The organism is uncultured Granulicatella sp. (genome assembly GCF_963528315.1).
GTDB lineage: Bacteria > Bacillota > Bacilli > Lactobacillales > Aerococcaceae > Granulicatella.
This window is the reverse complement of the sequence record NZ_CAURVV010000042.1, coordinates 1-13,868: the sequence shown is the minus strand read 5'-3', so window position 1 is coordinate 13,868 and position 13,868 is coordinate 1. Positions and strand designations below refer to the sequence as shown.

Here is a 13,868-nt window from a genome sequence, read left to right as displayed (position 1 = left end):
GCTAATGCACATAATGCTGTACCTGATAATGTCACAGGACCTAATTCTAAAATTGCTCCACCTAATCCTAACACTAGCATCGAACTCGCAATAATCAAATTGCGCACTTCTCTAAAATCTACTTGCTTTTCAATTAAAACTTTCAAACCATTACTTGCAATAACCCCATACAACATAATAGACATTCCCCCAAGCACTGCATTCGGAATGGTTGAAATTAACGCTGTGAATTTCCCAAGGAAACTTAATCCAATCGCAAATAATGCTGCATTACGAATCACTGAAACACTCGCAATTCTTGTCATCCCTACAACCCCTGTATTCTCACCATAAGTTGTGTTCGCAGGTCCACCCATAAACGCTGAAACTGCAGTCGCAACACCATCTCCAATTAATGTACGATGTAAGCCCGGTGTTTTCAAAAATTGTCTTCCACAAATCTGACTTAAAACTGTATGGTCTCCAATATGTTCTGCAATCGTCACAACAGCTACTGGTAAAATTGCCCAAGTTTCAGGACCAAAATACCAGTGATATTCTTTGAAAAATCCATTTGTTGAAAATGGTAAATATAATTGAGGAATCGCAATCCAATCTGCTTCTAATACTGGAGTAAAATCTACTAATCCAAACAGTACAGCTACAATATATCCTCCAATAATTCCGAATAAGAATGGAATAATTTTTAAAAATCCTTTAGCTTTTGTATTAATAAATGCTGTAATCAAGAAAGTTACAATCGCTACTGTTATTTGTTGAACGGTACCATCTTTAATAAATCCTGCATTCGTAACGGCTGAATTTGCTAACCCTAAACCAATTACCATAATCATTGGTCCAATAACAATCGGTGGTAATAAACGGTCAATCCATTTTGTTCCAATTAATTTAACCGCTAATGCTACTACTACATAAACAAGACCGACAAGAACAACCCCTGACTGAGCTGCTGAAACATCGCCATTCATTTGCTTCATCGCAAATGCCATCGCTGAAATAAATGCAAACGAAGACCCTAAGTACACTGGCACTTTAAATTGAGTAGCTACCATGTAAATCAGAGTTCCTAAACCTGAAGCAAATAATGCTACAGAAACAGGCATTCCTAAAATTAATGGTACTAAAATCGTTGCCCCAAACATCGCAAACACATGTTGCAAGCTCAGTAACAATCCTTTGGCAAAAGGTGGATTTTGGTCCACATCGAGTAATAAATTGACTTTTGAAGTTTGTAACTCCATCATTCCCTCTTTTCCGGGCCTTTTTGTGCATACAAAAAAGCAACCCTATTTATTTTTGTTTGCAAAAGGGCTGCTTTCATATAGAAGAATGTTCTCTATGCAAAGAAAATTCTCCTAGAAAATATAAACTTGAACTATGATCGCCTTTTTCACCTCACGGGATGAATTTAAAAGCCCTCGCTATGCGAAAGTATACTAGACTTTTCACAAAATAACAAGTAGTTTTTTCGTTTCTTTAAAAATCTGTCAAATATAAAGTTTTAACGTACCTTTACACCAAAAATATCTCTGTTTCTTAGTTTTAATATTAATTGTAATTTGTATAAAAATGTATTATACTACAACCATAACAGGAAGCAGTTTCTAAACAACTCTATCATGTTTATATTTTTTAATTTCCAAGTATTTAATATCTATTTTTAGACTTAATTAATTTAAATGAAAAAGGGTGAATATATGAAAAAGAGATTATTGACTAGCTTGATAACCGTTTTAGGAATAGCCTTATTTTCTTTTCTAAAAAATTATATGAATGTATCACTAGTAATGAGCGCAGTAATTTCCTGTATTTTTATAGTTTTAGGTGTATTTATGATAGAATTTCGATGTAATAAATAATTCTGAAAAAACGTGTATCTCAATCCTAAGTGAGAAAGTTATATAGTGAGCTTCTCTTGGCTCTAAAATCAAGAAAGTTATCAGTAATTTTTTGCTACTTAAAGTGTGTATATAACAACAGGGACAAAATACTTGCCCCTGTTTTTTATCTTTCTATACTTTCTAATTCAAAAATTTTCTGTTGTCCATAAATGCTGTAATTTCCATTTACGACAAATGCTACAATACATACAATTGCTGCATATGGCATCATACTATATCCGAAAACTTCACCTATAATAAAAATAGGGGCTAACCACGTGTTTGTCGCACTTCCAAATACAGCTCCGTAACCTAATGCCGCTGCTACCATTGGAGAAATTCCTATCCAAGAACTCATCACAATTCCTAAAGAAGAACCAATTGAAAAGAGTGGAGTTACTTCCCCTCCTAGAAATCCTGCACTAAGAGAAAATACTGTTAATCCTAATTTTAAAATCCAATCTTGTACATAAATTGTCTCACTATAAAAACTAGCATGAATTAAATTCGTCCCTAATCCTGCATAACGACCACTACCAAAAGCTGCGATTAAAATACTAACAACAATTCCTAATAAAAATATTCTTAGAGTTGGACTTGGAATTTTACTACTCCAATATTTTTTCAAATACGCTAAACTTACACTAAATAGTCTTCCTGTTAATCCAAAAGCAATCCCCAGCACTACCAACTTGAACAAAGTTTCATCGAACTGAACTTCTACAGGAATGCCCACCATAAATTTCTCTAATCCTAAACTTTGAGCTACATTCATTGAAATAAAACTGGACAACAATGCATAAAATAAGGCATCAATTTGTAATTGACCTACAATCATCACTTCAATCGCAAAGAAAGTTGCTGCTAGAGGAGTTCCAAATAATCCAGCAAAACCACTCGCCATCCCAATCATTAATAAAATTTGACGATTTCTCTTAGAAGAAAACCATTGTTGAAATTGATTCGCAACCGTTGCTCCTAATTGAACCGCAACTCCTTCACGACCCACACTTGCTCCAAATAAATGCGCTAGCCATGTTCCAATCATCATAAAGGGAATTAACCATTTTGAAATGCGATTGTCCTCTCCTTGTCCAATTCGAAAGACAATATTCATTCCTTCAACCGCATTTTTCCCATATTTTAAATAAACTGTATGAAATAAAAATCCTACTACTGCTAAAAACGGAATCAAATACGCAAAATATTCTACCCGTAATTCGGATACTTTTAATAATACTTGCCCAAAAAATGACGTTAAAACACCAGTAATCACTCCGACAATGATACTAACGACTCCTAGTAAAACTTTTTCCTTAATTGTACACGAATTCACTAAATAACCTCCTTGAGAATAAAAAAGACTGGAGAAATCTCTCCAGCCTCCTATTTAACCTTCAACTTTTTAATCTATAATTGTGAACTTTTCAATAAATAATGGACTTACTGAACGGTTTTCATGAATACGTTTGATTGCTTCAGCCATTAATTGATCTACACTAACTTGTACAATTTTTCCACCTGTTTTTTCTTCAGGAACTTGAATTGAGTCAGTTACTACAACTTCTTTAATCACAGAAGCATTTAAACGATCTAATGCTGGACCTGATAATACAGGGTGAGTACAACAAGCATAAACTTCTAATGCACCTGCATCTTGAATAGCTTGAGCTGCTAGTGTAATGGTTCCAGCTGTATCAATCATATCGTCGATTAATACGGCAACTTTCCCTTTTACATCTCCAATAATATTCATCACTTCAGCTACATTTGCTTTTGGACGACGTTTGTCAATAATCGCAATTGGAGCATGTAAGAATTCTGCTAATTTACGTGCACGAGTTACCCCACCATGGTCCGGTGAAACAACGACGATGTCTTTATCTTTGAAATTATTTTCTAAGAAATAATTGGCTAATAATGGAGCTCCTAATAAGTGATCCACTGGAATATCAAAGAATCCTTGAATTTGAGCAGCATGTAAGTCTAATGTTAACACACGGTCTGCACCTGCTTGTGTAATCATATTTGCTACTAATTTTGCTGTAATTGGTTCACGTGATTGAGCTTTACGATCTTGACGTGCATATCCATAGTACGGTAATACAACGTTAATTGTTTTCGCACTTGCACGACGTAATGCATCAATCATAATTAATAACTCCATTAAGTTATCATTTACTGGATACGATGTTGATTGAACAATATAAACATGGTCTCCACGAATACTTTCATCAATGTTAATTTTAATCTCTCCATCACTAAAATGAGTAACGGATACTTTTCCTAATTCTACCCCGACTTGATCTGCAATTTTTTGAGCTAATGGACGATTTGAGCTTAGTGCAAAAATCTTTAAATTTGGATCGGAATAATGTTCCACAATGATAACCCCCGAAGAATTTTATTTTTGTTTTTTCACTACTATAATAATAAACGTTTTTGATTCGTTTTTAAAGAACTAAATGTATATTTCTATGAATTTTTTTGAGCTGAAGGTAATTTTTCAGCATAGTTTTCTTTATTTTCTTGACGAGAACGAGCAATGGCTAACGCTCCATTTGGAACATCTCTTGTAATCGTAGAACCAGCTGCAATAAAGACATCATCTCCAATTGTAACAGGTGCTACTAAATTCGCATTGCATCCCACAAACACACGGTCACCTACAGTGGCTCTATGTTTATTTTTACCGTCATAGTTTACGAAGATTGTTCCACAACCAACATTAATATCTCTTCCTAAATCAGCATCGCCAACATAGGTTAAGTGACCAACTTTTGTACCTTTTCCTAATGTTGCATTTTTCACTTCTACGAAATTTCCAATATGAACAGAATTTCCGATAACAGATTTTGGACGAAGATGTGCAAATGGACCAGCATTACTATAAGCTTTCATTAATGACTCTTCAATATTTGAACTTGTCACTGTTACATAATCTTCTAATACAGAATCACGAATCACACTACCTGAAGTGATATGGCAGTGTTGACCAATCATTGTATCTCCTTTTAAATAAACTCCTGGTTCAATAACTGTATCTGAACCAATCACTACTTCTGAGTCAATATACGTTTGTTCAGGGTCAATTAATGTGACACCATTTCTCATATGTTGTTCATTAATACGTTGGCGCATTGCTTTTTCTGCTTTTGATAAAGCAACTCGGTCATTAACGCCCATTCCTTCATCAACATTTGGCATTTGATAAGCAGAAATAATTTCTCCACGTTTTTTCAAAATTTCTAATACATCTGGTAAATAATATTCTCCTTGAGCATTATCATTGCCCACTTCACTTAATGCACTGAATAAGGATTGATTATCAAAGCAATAAGTTCCTGTATTAATTTCTTGAATGGCTGCTTCTTCTGGAGTAGCATCTTTGTGTTCTACATTTTTTAGAACTGTTCCATCTTCCTCACGAACTACATGTCCATATCCACTTGGATCTTCTACCCAAGCTGTTAAAATAGTCGCTTTTGCTTTTGTATCTTCATGAACTTTCATTAATTGTTCAAATGTTTCTGCTGTTAATAGCGGTGTATCACCACAAACAACTAAAGTTGTTCCTTCTTTATCTTTCAACAACGCTTCTGCTTGTAAAACAGCATGACCTGTTCCTAATTGTTCTGCTTGTAAAGCATAAGAAACACGTTCTCCTAATTGTTGTTGTACCATTTCTGCGCCATGTCCAACAATCGCTACAATCGTTTCGGCTCCCGCACGTTCTACTTGATCTACGACATGCTCTACCATTGGTTTGCCACAAACTGGATGCATGACTTTATAAAGTTCAGATTTCATTCGTGTGCCTTTTCCAGCTGCTAAAATAATTCCGTATTTTTGATTCATATTATCCCTCGCAAGTTCTATTTTTACTTCTTTATAATAGTAAACTATGATGTTTTTTGCAAGAAAGTGTCTTGAATATTGGCGAATTTATAGAAAAAGGTTCGAACGATGTTTTCTATCATTCGAACCTTTACTATTTTAACGTTCTTTATATAACTGAATTAATTCTTTTGAAAACAATTGAACCATTTCAGTCATAGCCATTTGATCTTCAGCATGAATAAAAAGTAGAGAAAGTTCTGTTTTTTCTCCGGCAGCTTCTTTTTGAATTAAATCTGCATGGATTTTATGAGCTTGAACAAAACATTCTTCTGCTTCAGTTACTTTTTCATCAGCTCCTTTAAAATCTCCTTTTTTCGCTAATTCCACAGCTTCGATATAAGAAGATTTTGCTGCACCACTATTCGCAATTAACTGAAAACATACTAATTCCATATCTTCAGACATATTAACCCTCCACTAATGCTAATGCTTGATCTAAAACTTTTGGTCCATTCATCATGCCATAATCTCTCATATCAATTGCAGCAACTGGAACATCGCCTGCCAATGATTTTACATTTTCAAGTTCATATCTAATTTGAGGACCGATTAAAATAACATCCACCTCTTGTAAATTTTTCTTAGCTTCTGTTAATGATTTTGCTTCAATATGTGCTTCAATGGAACGTTCTTCAGCACTTAATTGCATCTTTTTCACTAACATACTTGTAGACATTCCTGCATTACAAACTAATAATATATTTTTCATATTTATCACTAACCTTCGTATTGATTTTCCATAACACGATCATGAATTTTAATAAATGGAATATAAATTAAAACTCCTAAAACTAAGATAATCGCTTGAACAACTACTGCTCTCCAGTCACCACCAGTTGATAAGAATGAGCTAGCAAAAATTGGTGTTGTCCATGGAACTTGTACCACACTTGGACTCATTAATCCAAGACTTGTTGCAACATAGCTAATTAAAATTCCTAAAGCTGGAACTCCGATAAATGGAATTGCCATAGATACGTTATAAACAATTGGATAACCAAATAATACTGGTTCATTAATATTAAATAGTCCTGGAGCAAATGCTAATTTTGCAACGTTTCTACTTGCAGCATTTTTACTTACTAAGAATGTAGCAATTAATAAACAAATTGTTGAACCACTACCACCCATTAATGCATATGTTTGAACTTGTGAAACATTAATAATATGTGGAATTGCTTCTCCAGCGTTATAAGCTGCTGTATTTTCAAGAATGTTGATAATTAATAATGGTTCTAAAATTGAACTATAAATAACTGCTTGGTGGACCCCAAATAACCATAACATATTTCCTAATGAGTAAAGGATGATTGCTCCCCATAGACCTGTACTTACGTGACGTAATGGTTCTTGAATAAATGTAGTAATTAATGTAATTAAGTTAGTTCCCCAAATATTGAATAATAATGTTGATACTAAACCAAATACTGAAACTACTAAAATAACTGGTACTAAAACGTTAAATGATTTTTCAACTGCAGGTGGAACATTGTCTCCTAAATGAATTTTCAATGCTTTAACACGTGTAATTTTTATAAATAATTCTGAAGCTAATAAAGCAACAATAACCCCAGCGAACATTGCTCCTGTACCTAAGTTAGAGAATGTCAATACTCCAGATACTGAAACAGGATCTTTTGCTCCGTTTGCTACAACTTGAACGGCATTTGGCATCATTGCAATTAATGAAACTGCTGAAATCATAGCTGCTGCTAAAGGATTTTCATAATCACGGTTTTGCGCTAAATAATAACCAACCATTACTGCAATTAAAAGACTTGAAATATTCAATGTTCCATTTGCTACAGTTATTCCCCAATATTGAACATTTGATAATGTAGCTGGATCTGAAATAATCCATTTGAATACTGTATTATTTAGTAATACGACTAACCCTGCTAGGATGTATAGTGGCATTACTGTTGCAAATGCATCTCTTAATGTTTTTAGATGAATTTGGTTTCCTAGTTTCCCAGCAAACACTACAAATTTATCCACAAATTTTGAATTTTCCATGTTTATTCCTCCATTACAAATATTTATTTAAATCAATTTTAAATCCATTTTTATTACTTACTTCTTTATACCAATAACCCGATTTTTTGATTGTTCTTTTTTGTGTTGTTAAATCTACAGAAATAAAACCATAACGATTTTTATAGGCATTATTCCAAGACCAACAATCAAAAGCTGTCCAAGTATGATAGCCAAAACAGTTGCTTCCTTCTTCTATCGCTTTATGCAACCACAATAAATGTTCTTCATAGAACTCAATACGATAGTCATCTTGAATCATTCCTTGTTCATCAATAAACCGCTCTTCACCTTCAACACCCATTCCATTTTCACTAATAAACCATGGAATATTGTGGTAATTATCTTGAATATTTTTAGCAATATCATAGATGGCTTTAGGATAAATTTCCCATCCTCGATAAGGATTTACTCTCCGTTCTTTCCATTCATAATCTGAGAAGTATTTATCCGGCATCCATTTACCATCAAAGCTCTCAGAAAATTCAGGAGCTTGAACTCTTTTTGGATGATAGTAATTCACTCCTAGAAAATCAACTGTATTCTCTTTTAAAATATTGAGTTCATCTTCTGTATGTTCCCAAAGTACTCCATCCTGTTCTAATGTTTGCATTAATCTTTCTGGAAACACTCCATTTACAGCTGGTTCTAAAAATGAACGATTGAAAAAGTCATCCGCAAAATGACCTGCAGCAACATCCTCTTTTGATGAGCTTTTTGGATAAGCAGGCGTTAAATTTAAAATAATACCAATTTTCCCCTTTAAATTTAAACTACGATATAATTGAATCACTTTCGCACTAGCTAAATTTAAATTATAAATAATTTGCACTGCTTCTTTTCCATAATATTTTTTATTAGGATAATGAAATGCGTATAAATATCCTGCTTCTGGGATTACCATCGGTTCATTAAAAGTAGTCCAATACTCTACTATATCTCCAAATCGTTCAAAACAAGTTCGAGCAAATTTTACAAACAAATCGACGACATGCTTACTTTCCCAGCCACCATATTTTTTCAACAAATCAATTGGCATATCAAAGTGGTGTAAGTTAAGCACTAAAGTAATCCCGTGCTTCTTAGCTTCTTGAATCACATTACGATAAAACTCTACTGCTCTTTCATCTGCTTCTCCAGTTTCAAAATCTTTGATTAATCGGCTCCATTGAATGGAAGTTCTAAAAGAATTAAATCCTATTTGCGCCATTCTCTCAAAATCTTCTTGGTAGTAATGATAAAAGTCACTCGCTACATCTGGACCAACTTGATTAAAAAATACTTCTGGCGATTTTCTATACCAATAATCCATTACATTTTCATGAATTTTATCTGTACTACCTTCAGTTTGAGGTCCACTTGTAGCTGCTCCCCACCAAAATTTTTCTGGAAATACAATATTTTTATCCATATTTATCCTCCTTCCTTAAATATTTACACTATTAGTATATCACTTTATTTTTATTTGTCTAGACATATTTTGTAAAAGTTATAGTCAAATTCTTTTGTTTGTTGATTGTTGTGTATCTGTTTGTTATAATTTTCTTATTAAGAATGAAGGAAAATGAACATGAGTACAAAATATTTAAAAATATATCAACAACTACGTGAAGAGATATTGCATCAAAATACTCCCTCTAGTACGCAATTGCCTGATGAAATTTCATTAACAAAAAAATTTCATTGTAGTCGTATGACCGTAAAAAAAGCTTTAGACATGTTAGTGGATGAAGGTTTAATTTATCGCAAACGTGGGCAGGGCACTTTTATCATGCCTCAAGTTGAACAAAAACATAAAATTATTGTCCCTGAAAGAGATATTCAAGGTTTAACAAAAATTTCTAAACAATCACATGCACAAGTGCATTCAGAAATTATTCATTTTAAATTAGAATTTGCTACAAAAAGCATCGCTGAAAAATTACAGATTTCTGTATCTTCTCCTATATACAATATATTTCGATTAAGAATTATTGATGATAAGCCATACGTTTTAGAACAAACTTATATGAGTACTGATTTGATAAGTGGTATTACTGAAGAAATTCTTCACCATTCTATTTATTCTTATATCGAAGGTACTTTAAAGCTACGTATCGCAAGTGCTATGAAAATTTTACGAGCGTCCATTAGTACGGAAACAGATCAAAAATATTTACACTTATCTCCTACTGAACCTATTTTTGAAGTAGAACAAATCGCCTATTTAGACAATGGAACACCATTTGAGTATTCTATCTCAAGACATAGATACGATTTATTTGAATTTAGTTCATATGGATTAAAAAAATCATAAAGGAGCCCTCAACATGCAACCTATCTTTTTAAAACCAGTCCTACAAGAAAAAATTTGGGGTGGTAAAAAATTACAAACAGAATTTAACTTAACATTGCCAAGTGATAAAGTCGGGGAATCTTGGTCGATTAGCGCTCATCCAAATGGACAATCCACTGTTATTTCTCCTGCTGAATTTCAAGGGATGACATTAGCAGAACTATATGAAAAGCATGCGGAATTATTTCATCAACAAACATTGCCAACATTCCCTCTATTAATTAAAATTTTAGATGCAAGTGATGACTTATCTATCCAAGTACACCCAGATGATGCTTATGGATTAGAACATGAACACGAATTAGGAAAAAACGAATGTTGGTATGTTATTTCTGCTGAACCGGGTGCTAAAATTATTTACGGACATACCGCACAAACAAAAGAAGAATTTGTTACATTAATTCAAGAAGAAAAATGGAATGAATTATTTACCGAAGTTCCTGTTAAAGCAGGAGATTTCTTCAATGTTCCAAGTGGAACCATTCACGCTATCGGGAAAGGGATTGTCATTTTAGAAACACAGCAAAACTCTGACACTACTTACCGTGTCTATGATTATGACCGAAAAGATGATGCAGGAAATCCTCGTCCATTACATATTCCACAAACGATTGATGTCACTACAATTCCACATCAATTACCAAGTTTTAAACAAACCGTTGAAAAAACTGGAGACGCAACGATTACTCATTTTATTACTAATCACTATTTTTCAGTTTGGAAATGGGAAATTAATGGTACTTACTCTACAACACTAGATGACAACTACTACTTAGCAACTGTTATTGAAGGTGAAGGAATAGTAGAAGTAAATGGCGAATCATTCGCTCTTAAAAAAGCAGATTCCTTTATTTTACCAACACCGATTCATGATGTAACTGTAAAAGGAAATCTAACATTAATCGTTTCTCGTTCAGAAGAATAAGACAAAACAAAAGAGTGAAATCAACTTACATCGATTTCACTCTTTTTTTAATTTACCCTAACAAATACAAAATCACTGCAATAATGGTACTTGTCAAACCTACCAATGCTTCGTAAGGAATTAATTTCATACGATCTTCAATACTCATAAAGACTGAACCACCTGTAGCGTGGAAGAACGAGCCATGAGGAAGAGAATCCAACACTGTTGCCCCAGCATGAATCATTGCCGCTGCTGCCACTGCAGGAACTCCTGAAGAAACTAAAGGAGCTGCAAATGTTTGAGAAGCAATCGTTGAACCAGCTGTTGTAGAAGCTGTAGCTGCTCCCATTAAAATACCTGATAATGGTGCTAAAACAAAGGATGGCATATTCAAAGCTTCCAACACATGAATCATATCCACTTGTAGAGAAGAAGCTTTAATAATTCCCGCAATCGTTCCTGTACCAATTAATAAAATCGATACACCGATTACTTTGCTCAATCCAAATTCAGTATATTCTACAGTATGTTTTGAATGACCTGTTACTAAAATCGTGACTAAACCACCAATTGGTAATGCAATCAAAGGATCTACGCTTACTCCGACTAATGAACGTAAAGCTAATAACGCAATTACTACAACTGGCCCAAGAATCGCTTGGAAAAATGGTACAGAAGTATGATGTTCTGCTTCTTCTTCCATATTGTCAAAAGCATGATCGACTTTCTTTGCTAGAAATCCTGCTAATAAAATACTAACAACTAATGCCACTAATGCTGGAATAATATTTTTAGCCATTAATGCTGTTAAATCTAATTGAAACGCTTCTGAAGCCGCAATTGTATTTGGATTTGGAGAAATAATATTTCCTGCTTTTCCTCCACCAATCATCGCTAGTAAAATACCTGCTTTTGATAAATCTGCTTTTTTTGCAATCGCAATGGCAATCGGTGCTACTGTAATAACCGCAATATCAATAAATACTCCCACTGCACAAATAATCATTGTAGCAATCGCAATTGCTGCAACAGCTCTTTTCTCCCCTAACTTCTTTACAATTGTTTCGGCAATCGTTTCAGCAGAACCTGTTTTAATTAAAGCTCCTGCTAAAATTCCTGAAGTCATAATTCTTAATACAGGAGACATCATTCCTTGTGCTCCTGTTACCATTGCGCTAACGGAACCAGCTAATCCTGCTCCGCCAATCACGCCTCCAACTAAAGCTCCTAAAATTAAACTATAAGCTGGATGAACTTTTTTAATAATCAGTATAATTGCAAGAATCAATCCAACTAAAGCTCCTAATGTACTAATTTGACTAACCATTTTATTTTCCTTCTTTCATCATTTCTACAACTCTAAAAACTTGTTCTACTGTATCAACCATATTTCGATGAGCGTTCTCTTTATCCATCGCTTCTTTAAGTGTTACAATTCCTCTTAAAATTGGGAAAAATGCATCAATTCCATGTTGATTGCATTCTTTTGCATCTGGTGTAACTGCTCCAGCAAAAGCTAGCACTTTCTTTTGATGCTTTTTAGCTAAGGATGCTACTCCTATTGGAGCTTTTCCTAATGCCGTTTGCCCATCCAGTCTTCCCTCACCGGTTACAACAAAATCAGCAGTTTTTATTAATTCTTCTAATTTCGTTTCCGTTAATACAATTTGAATTCCAGACTCTAATGCGGCATTCGTATATGTTAAAAAGGCAAATCCCATACCACCAGCTGCTCCAGTTCCTGGATAAAATCGATCCGCATTCGCATTCATTTCCTTAGACAATTCAGCATAGTGTAGTAATAATTGATCCAATTCTTGAACCATTTCAGGAGTTGCGCCTTTTTGTGGTCCAAAAATAGCACTGGAGCCATTTTCGCCACATAGTGGATTCGTTACATCACAAGCTACTTTGAAGGTACATTCTTTTAATTTTGGATGTACATTGACGTCTTCAATACTTGCTAATTCTCTGAGTCCATCCCCGCCGTAAGAGATCGCCTTTCCTTCTCGTGTTAGGAAATCATATCCTAACGCTTGAAGCATCCCAACTCCACCATCATTAGTAGCACTTCCGCCAATTCCAACAATAAAATGTCGACATCCTCTTTCAATTGCATCTAGAATTAATTCACCAACTCCATAAGTAGTCGTATTCATTGGGTTACGACTTTTTTCTGGAACTAATGTAATTCCTGCTGCAGCAGACATTTCAATAATGGCTGTTTTACTCGAATCTTCCTCAGATTCAATCACTCCGTAGACTGCGTCTACTTTTTCTCCTAATGGACCTGTTACTTCTTTTGTAACAAAGATTCCTCCCATTCCTTCGACTAATGCTTCAACGGTTCCTTCTCCACCATCTGCTAATGGACGAACCACAACCTCTGCATTTTGATAAACACGTTTTACGCCTTCTGCTATCGCTTGACCAGCTTCCATAGACGATAAACTTCCTTTGAACGAGTCAATGGCAACAACGACTTTCATGTCAAAGCCTCCCTTTTCATAGATTGATACACTATTATAGCAAACGCTTACATATTTTCATAGTACTTTTAGAAAATTTCTTAAAATTTCTCCTGAATTTCTTTATAAAAACAAAAAAAGACGACCGAAGTCGTCTAGAAATGCTAAAAAAAATCTACGTTGTAGATAGTGATAAGAAAATAAACTTGAAAGGAAAAGTAAAAAACTTATCACACTCGTATGATATCACTAAGTTCTAACAATTTCAAGAACAAAAAAACCACCCAATATGTACTGCACCCCAAAAGTTAGACATAAAAAATCTAACTTTTGGGGTGTTTTTT

Annotated in this window: 12 protein-coding genes; 2 read left to right on the top strand and 10 right to left on the bottom strand. The window is 34.2% G+C overall.

Annotated features, from left to right (window positions below; all coding sequences use genetic code 11):
* From RYK07_RS07515 to RYK07_RS07480, 8 genes are all read right to left on the bottom strand, one after another.
* On the bottom strand, positions 1–1,241 hold a 1,241-nt coding region (locus tag RYK07_RS07515), incomplete at its 3' end, for a solute carrier family 23 protein (RefSeq protein WP_314853228.1).
* A 763-nt stretch (positions 1,242–2,004) separates the two neighbouring features.
* Positions 2,005–3,216, bottom strand: coding sequence for a chloride channel protein (locus RYK07_RS07510; RefSeq protein ID WP_314853227.1), 1,212 nt, complete (start codon positions 3,214–3,216; stop codon positions 2,005–2,007).
* 69 nt (positions 3,217–3,285) lie between these two features.
* Positions 3,286–4,266: a ribose-phosphate diphosphokinase gene (locus RYK07_RS07505; RefSeq protein WP_314853230.1), complete on the bottom strand. Its 981-nt coding sequence runs from the start codon at positions 4,264–4,266 to the stop codon at positions 3,286–3,288.
* A gap of 89 nt (positions 4,267–4,355) precedes the next feature.
* Positions 4,356–5,738 (bottom strand): bifunctional UDP-N-acetylglucosamine diphosphorylase/glucosamine-1-phosphate N-acetyltransferase GlmU, encoded by a 1,383-nt coding sequence (gene glmU, locus RYK07_RS07500; RefSeq protein ID WP_314853225.1) that lies wholly within the window; start codon positions 5,736–5,738, stop codon positions 4,356–4,358.
* A gap of 138 nt (positions 5,739–5,876) precedes the next feature.
* Positions 5,877–6,185, bottom strand: coding sequence for a PTS lactose/cellobiose transporter subunit IIA (locus tag RYK07_RS07495; protein WP_314853224.1), 309 nt, complete (start codon positions 6,183–6,185; stop codon positions 5,877–5,879).
* A 1-nt stretch (position 6,186) separates the two neighbouring features.
* A complete protein-coding gene (locus RYK07_RS07490) occupies positions 6,187–6,489 on the bottom strand; it encodes a PTS sugar transporter subunit IIB (RefSeq protein WP_314679537.1) in 303 nt (100 codons plus the stop codon).
* 8 nt (positions 6,490–6,497) lie between these two features.
* Positions 6,498–7,796 (bottom strand): PTS sugar transporter subunit IIC, encoded by a 1,299-nt coding sequence (locus tag RYK07_RS07485; protein ID WP_314257904.1) that lies wholly within the window; start codon positions 7,794–7,796, stop codon positions 6,498–6,500.
* A gap of 13 nt (positions 7,797–7,809) precedes the next feature.
* A complete protein-coding gene (locus RYK07_RS07480) occupies positions 7,810–9,225 on the bottom strand; it encodes a glycoside hydrolase family 1 protein (protein ID WP_314853222.1) in 1,416 nt (471 codons plus the stop codon).
* A 159-nt stretch (positions 9,226–9,384) separates the two neighbouring features.
* On the opposite strand from RYK07_RS07480, the gene RYK07_RS07475 reads away from it, so the two are divergent.
* Entirely contained in the window at positions 9,385–10,110 is a 726-nt protein-coding gene (locus tag RYK07_RS07475) for a GntR family transcriptional regulator (protein ID WP_314853220.1), read from the top strand.
* 13 nt (positions 10,111–10,123) lie between these two features.
* Positions 10,124–11,074: a mannose-6-phosphate isomerase, class I gene (manA, locus tag RYK07_RS07470; protein ID WP_314853219.1), complete on the top strand. Its 951-nt coding sequence runs from the start codon at positions 10,124–10,126 to the stop codon at positions 11,072–11,074.
* Positions 11,075–11,126: 52 nt separating this feature from the next.
* On the opposite strand, the gene RYK07_RS07465 is transcribed toward manA, so the two are convergent.
* Together RYK07_RS07465 and RYK07_RS07460 are read right to left on the bottom strand one after the other, a co-directional pair.
* The gene (locus RYK07_RS07465) at positions 11,127–12,383 is read right to left on the bottom strand and encodes a GntP family permease (protein ID WP_314853218.1); all 1,257 of its coding nucleotides are present in this window, start codon (positions 12,381–12,383) and stop codon (positions 11,127–11,129) included.
* 1 nt (position 12,384) lies between these two features.
* Positions 12,385–13,545 (bottom strand): glycerate kinase, encoded by a 1,161-nt coding sequence (locus RYK07_RS07460; RefSeq protein ID WP_314853217.1) that lies wholly within the window; start codon positions 13,543–13,545, stop codon positions 12,385–12,387.
* Positions 13,546–13,868 lie beyond the last annotated feature (323 nt).